The following is an 18,891-nucleotide window of genomic DNA, read 5'->3' on the forward strand; positions in this document are numbered from 1 at the left end:
ATAGTTTGGAGTTTCTGTTCCAGCATAAAAAAACGGCATACCAGTGAACTGGTATGCCGTTTGCTGTTTGGTGCCGACGGCCAGACTCGAACTGGCACGGCTTTCGCCACTACCCCCTCAAGATAGCGTGTCTACCAATTTCACCACGTCGGCAATAAATTTTATTCGCTGCTTTCGGCTTCAGCAGATGGATCTGCCTGCTCCCCGTCAGCTGGTCCGGCCATACTAGCAGAATTTTCGTCGCTGTCAACAGAAATTTCTGCGGCCGGCACTGCAGGGATGTCGGAAGCACCCGGCGTTGCGGTATTGTCCGCCTCCACACCAGGGATCGAGGGCACGTCGGACGGCACCAGAGTTTCCGGCGCAGCCTCGATCAACACAGCCTCGTCCATATCTTCCATGAAGCCTTCGGGCTCACCGACCTGGGTCGCGAAATAGGCCAGCGCCATACTGGTCAGGAAGAACAGTGTCGCAATGATCGCGGTCGCACGTGTCAGAAAAGAACCTGACCCCTGTGAACCAAAGACAGTCTGCGATGCACCGCTTCCAAAAGCGGCTCCAGCGTCGGCACCTTTGCCGTGCTGAATGAGCACTAAGCCTATCAGACCCAGCGACAGGAAGACCTGGACAATTGTCAAAATGGTTTGCATGCCTGACTCGTTACCCTGGGCTAACCTGCCGCCGCCTCTGCGGCCCGGCAGATCGCGAGAAAATCATCAACGTCCAACGACGCGCCGCCGATCAGCCCGCCGTCGATATCCGGCTGCGCCAGCAGCTCGGCGGCATTGCCGGGCTTCATGCTGCCACCGTAGAGAATCCGTACGCCTTGCGCAATACGCCGATCCGATACGCCAAGCTTCGCTCGCACGAAGGCGTGGACCTGCTGCGCCTGCGCTGGGGTTGCGGTCTTGCCGGTACCGATCGCCCAGACCGGCTCATAGGCGAGTTCGAGATCAGCGAAGGTCTCGATACCAACGACCCCGAGGACACCATCGAGCTGTGCACCGATGACCGCCTCGGTCTCGCCACGCTCACGCTGCTCGAGGGTCTCGCCCACGCACAGGATAGGACGCATCCCATTGGCGATCACGGCCTGCAACTTGCGCGCAATCAAGGTGTCTGACTCGGCGTGATAGTCACGGCGCTCGGAGTGTCCGCAGATCACGTAGCGACAGCCGAATTCAGCCAGCATCGCTGCCGCAACCTCACCGGTGTAGGCACCGGCGGACTCGGTACTGACATCTTGAGCGCCGAGACATACAACGCTGTCGGCGAGTTCGGCTTCACCGAGCGCCAGATAAGGGAAAGGGGGACAGACCGCGACCTCAGCTCCCTGGAGCGAGGCGGCACCTGCGGCGACACCGCCGAGCAACGCGCGCGCATCGCGCTTGCTGCCGTTCATCTTCCAGTTCCCTGCAATCAGTGGCGCTCGCATGGCAAAGACTCCGTCTGATCGAGCCGGGTAATCTACCCGCTTAGCCTATCCCTTGCAAGCCAAAGGCCGCGGATATGCGTATCATGGGGGCTGGACAGGCGCTCGCCTTCCGTTCCGCCCCACCTCGACTATCGATTACACTCGCGACATGGCTAAAGGAAAGAAGAACAAGACCGACGGCGGCTCGACCATCGCGCTCAACAAGAAGGCGAGCCATGACTACTTCATCGAGCAACGCTTCGAGGCGGGCCTCGTACTCGAGGGCTGGGAGGTCAAGAGCCTGCGTGCCGGGCGCATCCAGCTCAAGGAGAGCTACGTCAAGATCCTCCACGGCGAGGGCTACCTGATCGGCGCCCACATCTCGCCGCTGCAGACCGCCTCCACCCACGTCAACCCCGACCCCACGCGTTCACGCAAACTGCTGCTCAAGCGCCACGAGCTCAACCGCCTGATCGGCCAGACCGAGCGCGCCGGCTTCACCCTGGTGCCCACGGCCATGTACTGGAAGCGCGGTCGCGCCAAGCTCGAGATCGGCCTCGGCAAGGGCAAGAAGCAACACGACAAGCGCACCAGCGAGAAGGATCGTGACTGGCAACGCGAGAAGGAACGACTGTTCAAGAGCAACTGAACCCTGCCCGGCGGGATCACGCCCCTTGCCGAGGAACCCCGGCTCTTCTATAGTGTCGATCCGATTACCTGGGGGCGACTGGCTTCGACGTGGGTCGCGAAACCTAAGGTGCATGCCGAGGTGCGGTTGACCTCGTAAAACCCTCCGCAAACTTATAGTTGCCAACGACGACAACTACGCTCTCGCTGCTTAATCCCAGCGGGCCTCTGACCGTCACTTGCCTGTGGGCGGCGGATTCCAGGGGTAACCTCACACAGGATCGTGGTGACGGGAGTCCGGACCTGAGCCACTAAAACCTAACGGAATCGCCGACTGATCGCCCTGCCCTTCGGGCGGCAGAAGGCTAAAAACAATAGAGTGGGCTAAGCATGTAGGACCGAGGGCAGAGGGCTTGCGGACGCGGGTTCGATTCCCGCCGCCTCCACCAAGCAAGCAGCAAAGGCCAACCAGTCATGGTTGGCCTTTTTTGTTGCGCGGGGATCGCATCGTTCACGAGTGAGATTCCCCTGTTTTTTCGACCCCCACGGGGTTGGTCTCATGCGGCCGTCTGGTCGCGGCGCTACCTTGCCTCCCAACTGTTGTATGAACTCGACGGGTGAGCGATAGCCGAGTGTCGAGTGCAGTCGCTTGCGGTTGAAGAAGACCTCGATGTACTCGAAGGCCGTTGCGCGCATCGCCTCGCGGGTCGGGAAACGCTCGACGAAGATGCGCTTGTGCTTGAAGCTGTTGAACCAGCTCTCGGTCGGGGCGTTGTCCCAGCAGTTGCCAACCACGCCCCACTGTCGTTAGCCTGAGCGACGGCTCCCCAACGGACGGACGCGATGCCGCTCGACATCACCACCCTCGAGACCCTGCGCGATCATCACCCGGCCTGGCGGTTGCTGCGCTCGGAGCACGCCCCATTGGTGGCGAGCTTCCTCCATCGGGTGTTCATCGCACCCAACGTCCGGGTGATGGCCGCGGCCGATCTCGCCGCGGCCCTGGAGGACACCCTCTATGCCCTGCGCCAGCAGCGCGACGATCCCCAAGCCTTCCCGCGCTCGGCACGCGCGTATCTCGACGACTGGGCCGGGCCGGACAAGGGCTGGCTGCGCAAGTTCTATCGCACGGGTAGCGACGAGGCGCTGTTCGACCTCACCCCGGCGACCGAGCAGGCGATCGCCTGGCTCGGTCGGCTCGAGGCGCGGCGCTTCGTCGGCACCGAGTCACGACTGCTGACCCTCTTCGACCTGCTGCGCCAGATGCACGAGGGCAGCGAGACCGACCCCACCGTGCACCTGGCCGAGCTGCGGCGCAAACGCGACACGCTCGACGCCGAGATCGAGCGGGTACGCCAGGGCGAGCTGCCGCTGCTCGACGAGACCGCGCTGCGCGAACGCTTCCAGCAGTTCTCCCAACTCGCCCGCGAGCTGCTCAACGACTTCCGCGAGGTCGAGCACAACCTCCGCCAGCTCGACCGCAAGGTGCGCGAGCGCATCACCCTGTGGGACGGCGGCAAGGGTGAACTGCTCGAGGAGATCATGGGCGAGCGCGACGCCATCCACGACTCCGACCAGGGGCGCAGCTTCCGCGCCTTCTGGGACCTGCTGATGTCGAGCCGCCGTCAGCAAGAGCTCGGGCGGCTGCTCGAGCAGGTGCTGGCGCTGCCGGCGATCGCCGCGCTCGAGCCCGACGCACGGCTGCGCCGCGTCCACTACGACTGGCTCGAGGCCGGTGAGCACACCCAGCGCACGGTCGCCCAGCTCTCGCAGCAGCTACGCCGTTTCCTCGACGACCAGGCCTGGCTCGAGAACCGCCGCATCATGGACATCCTGCGTGGCATCGAGACCCAGGCGCTGGCGCTGCGCGAGACACCACCGACGGGCACCCTGATGCGGCTCGAGGCCATGGCCCCGAGCATCAACCTGCCGTTCGAGCGCCCACTCTACAGCCCACCGCTGCAACCACGCTTCGACGACCCGCTGCCGGAGGACGAGATCGCCGCCCCCGACCCGGCAGCGCTCTTCTCTCAGGTCGTCGTCGACAAGGGCCGACTCGAACGCCATATCCGCCGGATGCTGCACGGGCGTGATCAGATCAGCCTGCGCGAGCTGATCGAGACACAGCCGCTGCGCCAGGGGCTGGCCGAGTTGACCGCCTATCTGCAGCTCGGCTGCGAGACCTTCACCACGGTGCTCGATGAGCACGCCACCGACCCCATTGCCTGGGAGGTCACCGACGCCGATGGCCAGCACCACCGCCGCGTCGCCCAGGTGCCACGCCTGATCTTCGTCCCCTGAGACCATGGACACCGCAGACGCCATCGCCTCGACCAGCGCGCCACCCGCCCTCTCGCCGGTCGTCATCCACCTGCTCAAGGGCGTGCTCTACCGCGACGACAACGCACCGCTGTGGCGCGACCTGCTCGCGCTCCAGCCCCAGGTGCGCGACTATGTCGCGGTGCTCGGACTGGAGCTAGCGCTCGACCCCGCCGAGGGCTATGCCTTCCTGCGTAGCCGCCCCGCGGACGAGGACGACGCCAACCGCACACCGCGACTGGTGGCACGCCGCCCCCTGTCCTTTCCGGTGAGCCTGCTGCTGGCGCTGCTGCGCAGGAAGCTCGTCGAGTTCGATGCCAGCGGCGGCGAGACTCGGCTGGTGCTCGAGCGCGAGGAGATCGTCGAGCTGATGCGCGTGTTCCTCCCCGACACCAGCAACGAGGCACGGCTGATCGACCAGATCGAGACCCACATCAACCGCGTCGTCGAACTCGGCTTCCTGCGGCGGCTCAAGCCCACCCCGGGCAGCGACGCACCACCCGGCTACGAGGTACGGCGCATCATCAAGGCCTTCGTCGACGCCCAGTGGCTGGCCGCGTTCGAGGCGCGCCTAGTACAGGCGGCGAGCGCCTCCGAGGACACCACTGATGACTGATCCCCAGCAGCCACCACTCAACCTCGGACTCGACTTCGTCGCCGATGACAGCCGCTCGGGCTTCCGGCTGCAGCGGCTCGAGGTGCTCAACTGGGGCACCTTCGACGGCCGGGTGTGGGGGCTCGAGCTCGACGGGCGTAATGCCCTGCTCACCGGCGACATCGGCTCGGGCAAGTCGACCCTGGTCGACGCCCTCACCACCCTGCTGGTGCCGGCGCAACGCATCGCCTACAACAAGGCCGCCGGGGCCGGCAGCCGCGAGCGCACCCTGCGCTCCTATGTCCTCGGCCACTACAAATCCGAGCGCAGCGCGATCAGCGGCAGCGCCCGCCCGGTGGGGCTGCGCGACCACAACACCCTGTCGGTGATCCTCGGGGTGTTCCACAACGCCGGCTACGATCAGACCGTGAGCCTCGCCCAGGTGTTCTGGATCAAGGACCCGCAGGCCCAACCGGCGCGTTTCTTCGTCGGCGCCGAGCGCGCGCTGCGCATCGCCGAGGACTTCACCGACTTCGGCAGCGACCTCACCCGACTGCGCAGACGGCTGCGCGACTCGGGCGCGCACCTCGAGGACAGCTACCCGGGCTATGCCGCCTGGTTCCGCCGCCGTCTCGGTATCGACAACCCCCAAGCGCTGGAGCTGTTCCACCAGACGGTGTCGATGAAGTCGGTCGGCAACCTCACCGACTTCGTGCGCACCCACATGCTCGAACCCTTCGCGGTGGAGGCGCGCATCCAGGCCCTGATCGGCCACTTCGACGACCTCGACGTCGCCCACCAGGCGGTGCTCAAGGCCCGTCACCAGGTCGAGCTGCTGCGCCCCATGGTCGCCGACCTCGACCGCCATGACACCCTGCTCGCCCAGACCGATGCCCTGGTCGGCTGTCGCGAGGCGCTGTGCGGTTATTTCGCCCGACTCAAGCTCGAGCTGCTCGAGCGCCGCCTCGCCAAGCACCAGCGCGAACACGACGAGGCCGCACAGGGCGTCGAGCAACTGGAGACGGAGTCGACCAGCGCGCGCCTGGCCATCGACGAGCTCAAGCAGGCGATCCACGACAACGGCGGCGACCGGCTCGAGCGCCTCGCGCTCGAGATCCAGCGCCAGGGCCGACTGCGTGACGAGCGTCAGCGCCGCGCCGAGCGCTATGGCGCGCTGAGCGCGCACCTCGACGAGCCGGCGGCGAGCGATGCGGCGGCCTTCAGCGCCCAGCGCCAACGCCTCGCCGGCCTGGGCGAGGCGCTGCGCGCGCGTGCCGCCGAGCTGCAGGACGCGCACACCGAGCAGGCCTTTGCGCTGCGCCAGGGGCGACAGCAGCATGAGGCGCTGTGCGCCGAGATCGACAGCCTGAGGCGTCGTCGCAGCAACATCGACGACCGACAGGTGCGGATCCGCGAGGCGTTGTGCACGGCGCTCGATCTCAACCCCGAGGCGATGCCCTTCGCCGGCGAGCTGATCCGGGTGCGGGAGGAGGCGCGCGACTGGGAGGGCGCGGCCGAGCGGCTGCTACACAGCTTCGCCCTGTCGCTGCTGGTCCCCGACGCGCACTACGCAGCGGTCGCCGACTGGGTCGAGCGCAACCAGCTACGCGGGCGGCTGGTCTACTACCATGTCCGCACGCCGCACCGCGACACCCCGCCCCGGCTGCACCCCGACTCGCTGCTGCGCAAGCTCGAGATCAAGCCCGAGGCGCCCTGTCTCGGCTGGCTCGAACAGGCCCTGGCACAGCGCTTCGACGTCGCCTGCTGCGACACCCAGGCACAGTTCCGCCGTGAGCCGCGCGCGCTCACCCGCGCCGGTCAAGTCAAGGGGCCGAGCGGGCGTCACGAGAAGGACGATCGCCACCGTCTCGACGATCGCAGCCGTTACGTCCTCGGCTGGAGCAACGCCGCCAAGCTCGCCACGCTCGAGCGCCAACGCGACCAGCTCGAGGGCGAGCTGCAGCGTATCGGCGCCGCCATCGCCACGCTCCAGGCGGAGCAGGCGGGGCTCACCGGTCGGCTCGAGACGCTCGCCCGACTCGAGGAGTTCAGCCGCTACGACGAACTCGACTGGCACAGCCCGACGGCCGAGATCGCGCGACTGCGCGAGGAGCAGACCCGCCTGGCCAGCGCCTCCGACACCCTCGCCCAGCTCAACGCCCAGCTCGAACAGGCCGAACAGGCACAACGTCAACGCGAGCAGGCGCTGGTGGCGACACGCGACGCACTCAGCGGCGCGCGCTACCGGCTGCAGGGTATCGAGGCGCAGCGCCAACAGACGCAGACGCTGCTCGCCGAGCAGCCGCTCGAGCCGGCGCGCCTCAAGCAGCTCGAGACGCTGCGCCAGGAGCTGCTCGGCGAGCACCGCCTGACCCTGGAGTCGTGCGACAACCGCGAACGCGACCTGCGCGAGCGCCTGCAGGCGCGGATCGACGCACAGAAGAAGCAGCTCGACCGTCTCACCGAGGGGCTGATCAAGCGCATGTCGGGCTTTCGCGAGCGCTACCCCCTGGAGACCGCCGAGATCGACGCCAGCCTCGCCGCCGCGTCCGAGTACCGACGGCTACTCGCGCAGCTCGAACGCGACGACCTGCCGCGCTTCGTCGCCCGCTTCAAGGAACAGCTCAACGTCAACACCATCAACGAGATCGCCAGCTTCAACGCCCAGCTGCTGCGCGAGCACGACACCATCACCGAGCGCATCGCACAGATCAATGCCTCCCTGACCCAGATCGACTACAGCCCCGGGCGCTATATCGCCCTGGAGTCGCAGCCCACCCCGGACGCCGAGATCCGCGACTTTCGCAGGGCGCTGCGCGCCTGCACCGAGGAGACCCTCGGAGAGGCCGGCGGCCAGTACTCCGAGGCCCGCTTCCTCCAGGTCAAGGCGATCATCGACCGTTTCCGCGGTCGCGACGGCCAGACCGAGAGCGACCGGCGCTGGACCGACAAGGTCACCGACGTGCGCAACTGGTCGCTGTTCGCCGCCAGCGAGCGCTGGCGCAGCGACGACAGCGAGCACGAGCACTACTCCGACTCCGGCGGCAAGTCCGGCGGTCAGAAGGAGAAGCTCGCCTACACCATCCTCGCCGCCAGCCTCGCCTATCAGTTCGGGCTGGAGTGGGGCGCAGTGCGCTCGCGCTCGTTCCGCTTCGTGGTGATCGACGAGGCCTTCGGGCGCGGCTCCGACGAGTCGGCGCGCTACGGGCTGGAGCTGTTCGGGCAACTCAACCTGCAGCTGCTGATCGTCACCCCGCTGCAGAAGATCCACATCATCGAGCCCTTCGTCAGCCATGTCGGCTTCGTCGACAACCTCGAGGGGCGCGCCTCGCGGCTACGCAACCTCAGCATCGCCGAGTACCGCGACCGCAAGCAGCCGGCGAGCGCCACCGCAGCGACCGCCCCGGCATGAGCTGGACCACCCCGGAGGCGATCCGCGCCCAGCTACAGCGCCACTGGACGCGCGGCGAGTTGCTGCGCCGAGTGCTCGAACCCGATCCCCAACCACTGCGGCTGGCACTCAAGGCGCCGAGTTCGGCCGAACTCGGCCAACGCTTCGCCGAGGCGCGCCAGTGGGTCGCCACCCTCGACGCACTGGCGCACCTGCGCATCGAGTGGCGCACCCTGCACCACCGCGCGCTCGGCCCCCAGCGCTTGCCCGCCCGGCTCTGGGTCGACGACACCGAGGCCGCCTGCGCACTGATCGGCAAGCGTGGCGCCGTCAGCACGTTCCGCTGTCTCGTCGTGGAGACCGAGCAGCGCTGCCCCGGGCTGCGGCCCTGGCTGGCACGCCGTCCGCTGCGCGCCCTGGAGCTGGCCGAGCACTGGTCGGCGCTGCTGGCGGTGACCGCGTGGTGTCTCGCCCATCCCCGCCCCGGGATCTATCTGCGTCAGGTCGACATCCCCGGGGTACACACCAAGTTCATCGAGACCCATCGCGCGGTGCTCGCTGAGTGGCTCGACCTGCTGCTCCCGGCCACGGCGATCGACAGCGCCTACAGCGGCGCCCAGCAGTTCGCGCCCCGCTACGGCTTTCGCGACAAGCCCGTGCGCATCCGCTTCCGGGTGCTCGACCCCGAGCTACTGCCCGGCGCCCCCGACTGCCCCGATATCACCCTCGACGCGGCGAGCTTCGCCGCCCTCGCACTACCGCTGCGACGCGTGTTCATCACCGAGAACGAGACCAATTTCCTCGCCTTCCCGCCGGTAGCCGGGGCGATCGTGATCTTCGGCGCCGGCTACGGCTGGGAGGCACTCGCCCAGGCCCAGTGGCTGCAGCACTGCGCCCTGCACTACTGGGGCGACATCGACACCCACGGCTTCGCCATCCTCGATCGGCTGCGCGCACACCTCCCCGGGGTCGAGTCACTGCTGATGGATCGCGCCACCCTGCTCGCCCACCGCGATCACTGGGGGCACGAGCCCCAACCCTTCACCCAGCCACTCAGCCGCCTGGACGCGGACGAGCGCGCGCTGTTCGAGGACCTGGTCGAGCAACGCCTCGGCAAACGGCTCCGCCTGGAGCAGGAGCGGGTGGGGTTCAGCTGGTTGGAGCAGGCGCTAACGGCGCTGTCGTAGACACCGCTTCAGAGTTCGCGCCCCTGGGCATGGACCTGATCGAAGACCGCCTCGAGCGCGGCGTGGGTCCCGCGCAGGCCGTCGATCACCTGTCCGGCCCAATCGAAATAGGCGCGCTGGCGCTCGCGGCTCCAGTCCGGCGGCGGCGAGTCGAGGATATCGCGCAGGTTGCAGATCTTGTCGGCGAGCTTGACCAAGCGGGCCTGCTCGGAGAGCTGCGGGGCGTGCTCGATCTGCAACCGCTTGCGCTCCTGCTGGGCCAACGACCTGTCGTCGCTGACCTCGAGCACCACGGCGGTGACCTCACGACCGAAGTGCGCGACCAGCTCGGCCTCGGTGGTGGCGGTGTCCTCGATGGTGTCGTGCAGCAGCGCGGCACAGAGCACCACGGGGTCAGTCACCCCGGCCTCATCGATCAGCACCCGGGTCAGGGCGATCGGGTGGTTGATATAGGGCGAGGCGCGCTCGTCCTTGCGGCGTTGGTCGCGGTGCTTGTCAGCGGCGAAGTCGAGCGCGCGCACGAAGTCGGCCAAGGGGGCGTACTGCATCGTCATCGTCATTCTCCTGGGTCGTCCCGCCCCGGACGAACACGGAATGCACCCAGGACGCGACGGCGTGCGAGGGCCTGGTGCTGGAGCCAGCCTGGCAACCACGCCCACCTGTCCATGGACCCTGCGAGGTCTCATGCACGTCTGCTGCGACGCATCCTGCGCCAAGGCGGCGGTGAGGTTCAACCCCAGGGCAACACAGCGATATCGGCGAACCTCAAGGGGCTGGCTCCGGGGTCAGAGACAACGTAATCGCAGCAGGCTCGAGCCGCACCCAGCCACCGCCATCACGGGCCAGACGCTCGATGACCTGGACCCGGAGCTGGTGCAGCGGCACCAGCTCCGGGGCCGGATCTGGACTGGAGAGACGCAGCACCAGGCGTCCCGCCTCGAGACCACAGCTCAACCTCGGCACAGGTGCATCACCGAGCAGCCGCAGACCATGCAGTAAGGCCGCATCGAGCGCCTCGGGTACCAAAAGTACCCGACACCCAAGAACAGAGTCGGGGCAATCGACCTCACCACCAAGCTCGTTAACCAGTCGCGCGGCTCGCGGCGCCACCGCGAACGCCACCGGCTGCTCATCAACGGCGTTGGTACGCAGGGTCTCGGTCAAGGTCGAGGACAGACGTGTGGAGGCATGCAGCGCCCGGCCCAGACGCGTCTGTTTGTCGTCGTCCTGCGCCAGCTCCAACTGCAGCGTCTCACAGGTCAACTCGACGATACTGAGCGGGGTACGCAATGCATGCGCTAGCTGTCGGGCCTGTTCAGCGAGCAACGAGCGGCACTCCAGCTCGACCAACCGGCGCCATCTCTGGGCATCGGCGTGCGCCATGGTGGACTCCTCGGGATTCGATCACGGACCCATGTCAGGCATGGGTCCAAGCAGGGTCACGGACAAGTCACGCAAGACCGGGGCCGGAGTCAGGAGACTGCGCGACGACCCGCTGCAAGAGCGCCTCCAGACGCGCCCGGCCGACCGGCTTGGTCAGGTGTAGATCGAACCCCGAGGCCGCGAGCGCCTCCCCCAGGGTCTCGGCGCCATACCCCGAGACCGCTACCAGCAACAGCCGCTCGGGATCGGGCTGGTAAGCGCGCAGTGCCCGCGCCGTCTCCAACCCATCCATCCCCTCCATACCAATGTCGAGCAGCGCCAGACGCGGCGTAAACCCCGCGACCACGGCCAAGGCCTCATGCCCGGAGTGGGCGACCTGGACCGGATGCCCCATCCACTCGAGCAATCGCGCCATGCTCGACAGCATGTCGACATCATCATCGACGACCAACACCGGCACCCCACGCAGCCGCGCCGGAGCCGCTGGCGCTGGCGGCGACGCGTGCGCCGGCCACACCCGCGGCAGCCACAGCACGAACTCGGCACCACAGCCCCGTCCGGCGCTGTGTGCCTCGATCCGCCCCTGGTGCAGCTCGGCCAGACGCGCCGCGATCGCCAACCCCAGCCCGAGACCGCTGGCGGGGCGCTCATGGCCCCGCCCGCCCTGGATGAAGGGCTCGAACAGACCATCGCTGAGCTCCGGCGCGAAGCCCTCGCCATTGTCGGTCACCCGCAACGCCACGACATCGGGCGCGGGCTCGACACTGAGTCTGATCTCGCCACCCTCGGGGGTGTACTTGGCGGCATTGGTCAACAGGTTGACCAAGACCTGTGCGAGGCGCGACAGATCGCAATCAATATAAGCGACCGAGTCGGACAACTCGAGGGTGAAGCGCTGCTGGCGTGACTCGAACAGGGCACGCGCACCATCAAGCGCATGCTCGACGACCTCGCCGACAGGGTGCACGGCACGCTCGAGGTGCAGCTTGCCACGGATCACCCGTGAGACATCGAGCAGATCGTCGAGCAACCGCTCCATGTGACGGGCCTGACGATCGACTACCGTGATCGCCTCGCGCAATCTCGGCTCGGCCGGTGCCAGGGCCTGCATCAGCTCGATGGCATTACGGACCGGCGCCATCGGGTTGCGCAGTTCGTGACCGAGGACGGCGAGGAAATCGTTCTTCTGTCGATCGAGCTGTTCGAGACGCTCACGCGCACGCACCAGCTCATCGATCTCGGAGACACTACCGAACCAGTGCAGTAGCTCACCGCTCGAACCGCAGATCGGACGAGCACGGGCCTCGAACCAGCGATACCCCCCGGTGGCGCAGCACAACCGATAGCGCAGCAGAAACTCGCGGTGCTCGCGCAAGGCCCGCGCCCAGGTCCGGGCGACCACCTCGCGATCGTCCGGATACACCGCAGCCCGCCACCCCTCGCCGAGGGCCTGGGCGTACGCGATCCCGGTCACCTCAGTGAAGCGCTGGTTGAAATCCACCACCGCACCATCAGGGGCCGCGATGAAGAGGATATCGGGCACGGTCTCGGCCATGCTACGAAAGCGCGACTCGGAATCGGCCAAGCGCCGCTCGGTGCGACGTTGCGCGGTGATCTCATGGACGACGACACTGACCCCCCAGACCTCGCCTCTCGCCGTATTCAGTGGCAGCCAACTGGTGCGCCAATGGCGCCGCACCCCGGGTGTGGCGGGGGTTTCGCCATGGAGTTCGTGGTCGCGCACCGCCCCACCACCGGCAAGCACGTGGCGCGCCAGCGCCACCAGCTGCGGGGCCAGTGCCGGCAGGACCTCCGGCAGACTGCGACCGATGTGCGCGGCCACCGGGACACCGTTCATCTCCGCCATGCGGCGATTGATACGGCGAAAACGTAATCCCTGATCGAGCACGCACAGCCCCACCGGGGCACAGTCGTAGATCGCCTCGAACTCGGTGAGCTGATCGAGCAGCGCTTGATCATGGGCCCGTTCACGGCTGATATCGGTGATCACCCCCTGCAGCACATGCGGGACGCCTGCGGCGGTGAAGCGAACCACGGCATGCTCCTCGAACACCTGCGCCTCGGCCTCGCTGCGATCGACGCGGTAGCGGACTCGATAGGCCGGACGCTGCGCGGTACGGCTGGCAATGGCATTGAGCAACAGGGAGCGATCGCCGGGATGGATGCGTTCGAGAAAGCGTGCCCGCGGCTCCTCACACTCACCGGCGGCGAGCCCGAGCAGCTCGGCACCGAACGGGTCATAGCGCATGCACACAGCAGACATCTCCCACTCGAACCCGAAGGACAGGGTAACAGCGGGGTCAGGGGACGGGTGTCCAGGCACGGACGGCGGCGTCTGCATCGTCAGCTGGTCTCGCGGGCGCGGAGGGCGGCTAGGGGGCCGCATTCCACCCTAGGCAAGCCCGGCAGACGGGTCAAGCCAGATCGAGCACCCACCGACCAACGCGCCAGCGGCGAGGACGAACGGCATACGGGAGAGGCCGACCAGTACGCGGGACCTTATGGACAGACCGCGCCCATGGCGATCAGCGGGTGCGCGCCAGCGCACTTACAAGACCGAAGACCTGCGCCAGGAGATGTGCTGCACGCGCAGGGCGTCTCCGGGTCCTCATCGCCAAGGTGGCGGTATCCGGCCCCGACAACCCCTTGGGTCGGTTGCGACCCTGGCCCAACCGCCCCGCCTGCGGCGTAAGCCGGCACCTCCTCTGTGCCGTACACCACACAGCAGCAGCCCCGACCCTGGCACGAGGTCGATACCAGGGCCGGGGCGAGATCCTAACCGCTTTGAATGGCGAAGATCTGCCATGCACCGGGCCATGACAGAGCGCGGCGGGAGGGGCTGGAGACAGACATCCACCACACTGGTGCCAATCCACCGTCGCGGTGGTGGATTAGAACCACCCAACTACGCGCTCAACCCTGCCGGCGCAAGCGCCGCCCGGTCCGGGCAAAACTGCTGGCGATCAGCGTCTCCCAAGGGGCGGAATCGCCACCGAGGACACAGAGCGCGGCACGGGTCTGTGGGGCAAGCCGCCAACGCCCCTGATCCGTCGTCTCGAGCCAGGTGCGCGCGAGTTCACGCGCCTGCTCACCTCCCGGGACCCGGCAGACATCGAGCCGTGGCGACACCCGGGTCAGCAGCGGTCGCGGACCGCGCCCCCAGCGCGCGACAGGACATCTCCAGCAGCGAGACAGGCGAACCCTGGCTGAAGGGGCGTCATCGCCAATGAGGTCGTTGTCGATCATCGTGCTTCTCCGTGGTCTGGTTGCACAGCGGATTGCACACGGCTCAGGGCATCCGCTGGGCGATCGAATCGGCCACCTGCAGCGATTTCCGTCCCTGGTACAGGCAAGGGTACAGGGCACCGCCCCCATACCTCATGACCGCTCATCTTGTTGCGATGCGCAACGTCACCTCGCCGACATCGTCGAGGCTTGGAGCAGGTCGTTCCTCGCCCCATCTCCATCAAGACACAAAGCACGAATCAAGCCACGAGACACTCGATCACCATCGTCCCGTTCGCCCGGCCCGGGCGGCACCACAGCAACCAACACCGAGGACCATCGCGATGACCAGCCACTTGCCCCACCTCGTGCTCATGGCCGCACTCGCACTCACCCTGCCGCTGATCGCCGGATGCGAGCAGGAGGGTCCCGCCGAGGAGGCCGGGCGCAAGATTGACCAACAGGTCGAGCAGCTCGGGGAGCAGCTCGAACAGGCACGCGAGGCGGCCACCGAAGCGGTCGAAGAAGCCGGGGATCGGCTCGAGCAGACGACCGACACCCCGCGCTAAGGCACATGCCTCAAGCACTGACGCCCCGGTCGGCGGCTCAGCGCAATTGACGAGAAGCGCCAGCACGGGACGACCATGGGGTATGCGGCGGTGAGACCGGCGCCGGCAGACCGGCCACTCGCCAAGCCACGGCCATGCCGCCAAACAGACGCTCGGCACAATCCTCCTGCAACCCGAGGGCGCGGCACGGATCGGGCCGCGCCCGCCCCTGCAAATACTCGCCACGCAGGCGGTCGATCAGATCCCAGTGGGTCTCGGTGAGTTCACCGAGACGCAGCTCGGCGGCGATCGCCAGCGCCAGATCGCGGCTCCACAGCGCCGGGTCCTCGAGAAACCCCTGGTCATCGAACAGGTCCTGGTGGCACGGGGTCGAATCAGCCATCGTCACCTCCAGCATCGATCGTCGAATTGACGCAGCCGCACGCTGCATCCTGCCCTCCCTGACTCCAAGGTAGACCGCGGACCGACAAAAGGCAGGACCGCCGACCCCAGTCGACTGGAACCTGCGCGCCATCCACGCCAGGATGAGCACTGATCGCGACGGCCGGTCCTCGACTCGTCATCCCCACGGCTGACCGGCCCCATCCAGGTATCACGGTCATCCACCGCCACCAGGACGTGGCATACCCGAGCCTGCCCCGGCCCTCGAGTCACAGGAGGATTACAGCGATGCGCAAGACCAACTGGGGTGCACTGACCACCGCCTTGCTGCTTGGGTTCAGCGCCCCCGGCGTCAGTGCGGCACCCAAGTACATCTTCTATTTCATCGGTGACGGGATGGCCAGCGCCCAGATCCACGCCGCCGAGGCCTATCTGGGCGCACGACGCCAGGACGACGCCGAACCCGGTGGCATCAAGTCGGTGGCCTTGCGCATGAGCCAGTTCCCGGTACAGGGCATGCAGACGAGCGCGGCCAACGATCGCCTGATCACCGACTCAGCGGCCGCCGGCACGGCACTGGCGTGCGGACACAAGACCAACACCGGGATCCTCGCCATGGATCCGACGGCCACCCGCCCTTACACCACCCTCGCCGAACTGGCCAAGGACAAGGGAATGAAGGTCGGGATCGTCACCAGCGTGTCGCTCGATCACGCCACCCCGGCGGCCTTCTATGCCCATGTCGCCCATCGCAACGACTACCAACGGATCGGTCAGGCCCTGCTCGAGAGCGGCTTCGACTACTTCGCCGGTGGCGGGCTGCGCGTCGATCGCTGGGATGGACTCGAGTACGCCGGACTGAGCGACGCACAACGCTATGCCCTGTTGCGCGAGCAGGCCTCCGCGCGCGGCTTCCAGTACGCCGCCGATCGCGCCGCCTTCACCGCGCTCGCCCGGGGTCGACCGACACTGGCCATCAACCCCTATCTCGATGATGCCAACGCCATACCCTATGCGCTCAACCGCCAGGCCGGTGAATCCTCCAGCGAGCGTTATCAGGGATCGATCAGCCTCGCCGAGTTCACCGCCAAGGGCATCGAACTACTCGACAATCCACAGGGCTTCTTCCTCGTCGTCGAGGGCGGCAAGATCGACTGGGCCGCGCACGCCAACGATGCCCGCACCGTGATCGAGGAGGTCATCGCCTTCGACGACGCCATCCGCATCGCCGCCGACTTCGGCACCCGTCACCCCGAGGCCACCCTGATCGTGGTCACCGGCGATCACGAATGCGGTGGCATGAGCCTCGGCACCCGCGCCACCGCCCACACCTCCGCCCTCGAGATCCTCGCCCGGCAACACCTGGCCCATGACGACTTCGACGACCAGGTCCTCACCCCCTATCTGGCACGACACACCCCCGCCCCGCCCGACATCCCCCCCGGGCTCTGGGCACTGGTGTCGAGCCATTTCGGCCTCGACGGGGCCGGGCTGACCACGACCACCGCCGATGACCTCAGCGACCACGCGCGCAGTCTTCTCGAGGCCGCTTACGACAAGGTCGCACACGATCACAGCGACGGCAGCGCCGAGGCCGATGCCCTGCGCTATGGCAACCACAACCCCTTCATCATCACCCTCACCCATCTACTCAACCGCCGCGCCGGCATCGGTTGGGCCTCCTTCTCGCACACCGCAGTGCCAGTCCCGGTGCTGGCCACCGGCGTCGAGGCCTGGCGCTTCGACGGTTATTACGACAACACCGAGGTGGCGCGACGCCTCGCCGCAGCCATGCGCGTCGAACTCGGCCCGTGACCTGGATCGGCGCCCCTTATCCAACCCGACCAGCGGCGGGCCAGAGACCGCCGCGCGGTCATGCCGGAGACGATCGGCGCGCCCGAGCAGGAACTGGACCACGACCTTGAGCACAACCGGCGGCGCCCCGATCTATTCTCACCGGCACGACGACGAAGTCTGACCAGACCGAGCCGACACCCGTCGGCCATTGCGGGTATCCTGCAGTGCGGGCGTGACCGGCACAGGACCATGCCCGCATCCGTCTGGTCCACAGACATCGCTCAGCCCTCGTCCTGTTTCGACCACAATGCCATCACAGCCCCCACCGGATCACGAGGTATCTACCACAACCGCCCCCAGCCGCCGCCTGCTCACGGCGATCGCCGTGCCCGTGTTGATCGTCGATGGGCACTACCGTATCCACACCGCCAACCCGGCGGCACACAGCCTCTTTGGGTACGACCCCGTCGGCGATCACTGTCACCGCGTGCTGGCCGGGCGTGCGACCCCTTGCGACGACTGCCCGGCAACTCGCCCCCCCCCCCAACCAACACTGGCGCGCAGCGTCCACGACCGCGCCGGACACGAACACTATCTGAAGGAGTCCCCGACCCCGAGCGACGGCGGACTGGTCATCACCCTGGTCGATGTCAGTCGCGAGATCGAGGCACTCAAGGGCGCTGATCTAGCGCGCAAGGAGGCCCAGGCCAGGCGCATCATCCTCGAACAACAGCGGCGCCAGGCCGTGCTCGAGCAACACGGACTCAGCCAACTCCTCGACGATCTCCCCGATGCCCTGGTGACGATCTCCGCCGAGTTCCGCATCCTGCGTCGCAACGCCGCCGCCCGGACCCGCTTTCCTCTGGGGGAGACGGCAACGACCTGTCACGGGCTGCTCGGCCTCGATGCACCCTGTGGCAACTGCCCGGCACGCGCCGGCTTCAATCTCGGCAATGGCCGCAAGACCAAGCACCGCAGCGGCGAGCGTTACTACACCGAACAGCTGATCGATACCGGCGACGGCAACGCGCTGCTGCTGTTTCGCGACACCTCCCGCGAGATCCGGCTGATCGAGGAGATCCGCGCGCAGCGCCTCACCATCACCCGCAAGAACGACATCCTCTCCGCACTACTACACCTCGAGTCGCTGATGCGCAGCAATCCCGATCCGAGCCACGTCGCCGGCGAACTGCTCGAGCTGTTCATGGCCGCCTGCGGCAGCAGCGCAGCGGCGATCGCACTCGACGGTGAGGCCTCGGGCACCATCCACCGTGGCGAGCTCCCCAGCGACACACCGACCGGGCTCGACCGTCTGGAGATCGTCGGCGGCGACGGCAGGCGGGTCGGCGAGGCCTGGTGGCGCCCCGGCGAGACGACACGCACGGCCACCCTCGCCAGCCTCTTCTTCGAGCCCTTCGGTGCCTATCTGCACAACCGCCGGTTGATGCGCCAACTCGAAGCAAAGGCCAATACCGACCCCCTCACCGGGGTATACAATCGAGGCTACCTGCACGCCGCCCTCGAGGCGGCGCAGCGCGATCATGCCACCAGGGCGATACCACACGCCCTGGTACTGGCAGATATCAATCGGCTCAAACAGGCCAACGACCGCTACGGACATGAGGCCGGCGACCGGTTGCTGCTAACGGTCTCCGAGCGCATCACCCGCGCCGTGAGACGCTGCGACATCGTCGCGCGCACTGGCGGAGACGAGTTCGTGATGCTGCTCCCGGGCGCCACCGAGGCCGAGGCCGAGGCCCTGATCGAGCGCCTCCAGGACGACCTTTTCAAGGACGTCAGCATCGAGATGGCGCCGGGAGAGCACTTCCCGGTCACCCTCAGCCTCGGTGCCTGCGGGGCTGACCGCGCCCCGGCGGAATCGTTGCTCAAGATCGCCGACGCACGCATGTACGCCGCCAAGGCGGCCTTCTACAAAGATCACAAATACAACAGATAACCGCGACCCGGCGTCGCGAGGGACC

At 67.2% G+C, this 18,891-nt stretch carries 15 protein-coding genes, 1 tRNA gene, 1 other RNA gene and 1 pseudogene; 9 read left to right on the forward strand and 9 right to left on the reverse strand.

Translation table 11 applies throughout. The annotated features are described in order from the left end of the window. Window positions 1-68: 68 nt before the first annotated feature. The 3 genes from HF203_RS02150 to tpiA all read right to left on the reverse strand — a co-directional run bounded on the left by HF203_RS02150 (window position 69) and on the right by tpiA (window position 1,435). Window positions 69-153 (reverse strand) — tRNA-Leu (locus tag HF203_RS02150). Window positions 154-161: 8 nt separating this feature from the next. Next, a complete protein-coding gene (secG, locus tag HF203_RS02155; RefSeq protein WP_168666148.1) occupies window positions 162-650 on the reverse strand; it encodes a preprotein translocase subunit SecG in 489 nt (162 codons plus the stop codon). A 20-nt stretch (window positions 651-670) separates the two neighbouring features. Next, complete coding sequence (gene tpiA, locus HF203_RS02160) at window positions 671-1,435, reverse strand: triose-phosphate isomerase (RefSeq protein WP_168666150.1); 765 nt, start codon at window positions 1,433-1,435, stop codon at window positions 671-673. Window positions 1,436-1,583: 148 nt separating this feature from the next. On the opposite strand from tpiA, the gene smpB reads away from it, so the two are divergent. Together smpB and ssrA are read left to right on the forward strand one after the other, a co-directional pair. After that, the gene (smpB, locus tag HF203_RS02165; protein ID WP_168666152.1) at window positions 1,584-2,063 is read left to right on the forward strand and encodes an SsrA-binding protein SmpB; all 480 of its coding nucleotides are present in this window, start codon (window positions 1,584-1,586) and stop codon (window positions 2,061-2,063) included. A gap of 70 nt (window positions 2,064-2,133) precedes the next feature. Further along, window positions 2,134-2,490, forward strand: a transfer-messenger RNA (tmRNA) gene (ssrA, locus tag HF203_RS02170). A 160-nt stretch (window positions 2,491-2,650) separates the two neighbouring features. On the opposite strand, the pseudogene HF203_RS02175 reads toward ssrA, so the two are convergent. Continuing rightward, a pseudogene (locus tag HF203_RS02175) lies at window positions 2,651-2,836 on the reverse strand (IS3 family transposase); the annotation flags it as partial. A 48-nt stretch (window positions 2,837-2,884) separates the two neighbouring features. On the opposite strand from HF203_RS02175, the gene HF203_RS02180 reads away from it, so the two are divergent. The 4 genes from HF203_RS02180 to HF203_RS02195 are packed head-to-tail and all read left to right on the forward strand — an operon-like array spanning window position 2,885 to window position 9,533. Further along, window positions 2,885-4,342, forward strand: coding sequence for a DUF3375 domain-containing protein (locus HF203_RS02180; RefSeq protein WP_168666154.1), 1,458 nt, complete (start codon window positions 2,885-2,887; stop codon window positions 4,340-4,342). A 4-nt stretch (window positions 4,343-4,346) separates the two neighbouring features. After that, window positions 4,347-4,976 carry a DUF4194 domain-containing protein gene (locus tag HF203_RS02185; RefSeq protein ID WP_168666156.1) on the forward strand — a complete coding sequence of 210 codons (630 nt, stop codon included), beginning with the start codon at window positions 4,347-4,349 and terminating at the stop codon, window positions 4,974-4,976. After that, window positions 4,969-8,367 carry an ATP-binding protein gene (locus tag HF203_RS02190; RefSeq protein ID WP_168666158.1) on the forward strand — a complete coding sequence of 1,133 codons (3,399 nt, stop codon included), beginning with the start codon at window positions 4,969-4,971 and terminating at the stop codon, window positions 8,365-8,367. Before HF203_RS02185 ends, HF203_RS02190 begins: the two co-directional genes overlap by 8 nt. Further along, the gene (locus HF203_RS02195) at window positions 8,364-9,533 is read left to right on the forward strand and encodes a Wadjet anti-phage system protein JetD domain-containing protein (RefSeq protein ID WP_168666160.1); all 1,170 of its coding nucleotides are present in this window, start codon (window positions 8,364-8,366) and stop codon (window positions 9,531-9,533) included. Before HF203_RS02190 ends, HF203_RS02195 begins: the two co-directional genes overlap by 4 nt. A gap of 8 nt (window positions 9,534-9,541) precedes the next feature. Here HF203_RS02195 and HF203_RS02200 read toward each other — a convergent pair whose 3' ends face one another. From HF203_RS02200 to HF203_RS02215, 4 genes are all read right to left on the reverse strand, one after another. After that, the gene (locus tag HF203_RS02200; RefSeq protein ID WP_343043863.1) at window positions 9,542-10,087 is read right to left on the reverse strand and encodes an HD domain-containing protein; all 546 of its coding nucleotides are present in this window, start codon (window positions 10,085-10,087) and stop codon (window positions 9,542-9,544) included. Window positions 10,088-10,298: 211 nt separating this feature from the next. Further along, window positions 10,299-10,916, reverse strand: a complete 618-nt coding sequence (locus HF203_RS02205) for a histidine kinase (protein ID WP_168666162.1) — start codon at window positions 10,914-10,916, stop codon at window positions 10,299-10,301. Window positions 10,917-10,983: 67 nt separating this feature from the next. Further along, a complete protein-coding gene (locus tag HF203_RS02210) occupies window positions 10,984-13,200 on the reverse strand; it encodes a hybrid sensor histidine kinase/response regulator (RefSeq protein ID WP_168666164.1) in 2,217 nt (738 codons plus the stop codon). A gap of 650 nt (window positions 13,201-13,850) precedes the next feature. After that, on the reverse strand, window positions 13,851-14,183 hold the full coding sequence (locus tag HF203_RS02215; RefSeq protein WP_168666166.1) for a hypothetical protein: 333 nt from the start codon (window positions 14,181-14,183) through the stop codon (window positions 13,851-13,853). A gap of 323 nt (window positions 14,184-14,506) precedes the next feature. Here HF203_RS02215 and HF203_RS02220 point away from each other — a divergent pair, with 323 nt between their 5' ends. Then, complete coding sequence (locus HF203_RS02220; RefSeq protein ID WP_168666168.1) at window positions 14,507-14,731, forward strand: hypothetical protein; 225 nt, start codon at window positions 14,507-14,509, stop codon at window positions 14,729-14,731. A gap of 37 nt (window positions 14,732-14,768) precedes the next feature. On the opposite strand, the gene HF203_RS02225 is transcribed toward HF203_RS02220, so the two are convergent. Further along, a complete protein-coding gene (locus HF203_RS02225; RefSeq protein ID WP_168666170.1) occupies window positions 14,769-15,113 on the reverse strand; it encodes a TusE/DsrC/DsvC family sulfur relay protein in 345 nt (114 codons plus the stop codon). A 287-nt stretch (window positions 15,114-15,400) separates the two neighbouring features. Here HF203_RS02225 and HF203_RS02230 point away from each other — a divergent pair, with 287 nt between their 5' ends. Further along, window positions 15,401-16,927, forward strand: coding sequence for an alkaline phosphatase (locus HF203_RS02230; protein ID WP_210424592.1), 1,527 nt, complete (start codon window positions 15,401-15,403; stop codon window positions 16,925-16,927). Window positions 16,928-17,216: 289 nt separating this feature from the next. After that, on the forward strand, window positions 17,217-18,866 hold the full coding sequence (locus HF203_RS02235) for a diguanylate cyclase (protein ID WP_281349771.1): 1,650 nt from the start codon (window positions 17,217-17,219) through the stop codon (window positions 18,864-18,866). The last annotated feature ends 25 nt before the right edge of the window (window positions 18,867-18,891 follow it).

Origin of the sequence: Marichromatium bheemlicum (assembly GCF_012276755.1) — a bacterium.
GTDB lineage: Bacteria > Pseudomonadota > Gammaproteobacteria > Chromatiales > Chromatiaceae > Marichromatium > Marichromatium bheemlicum.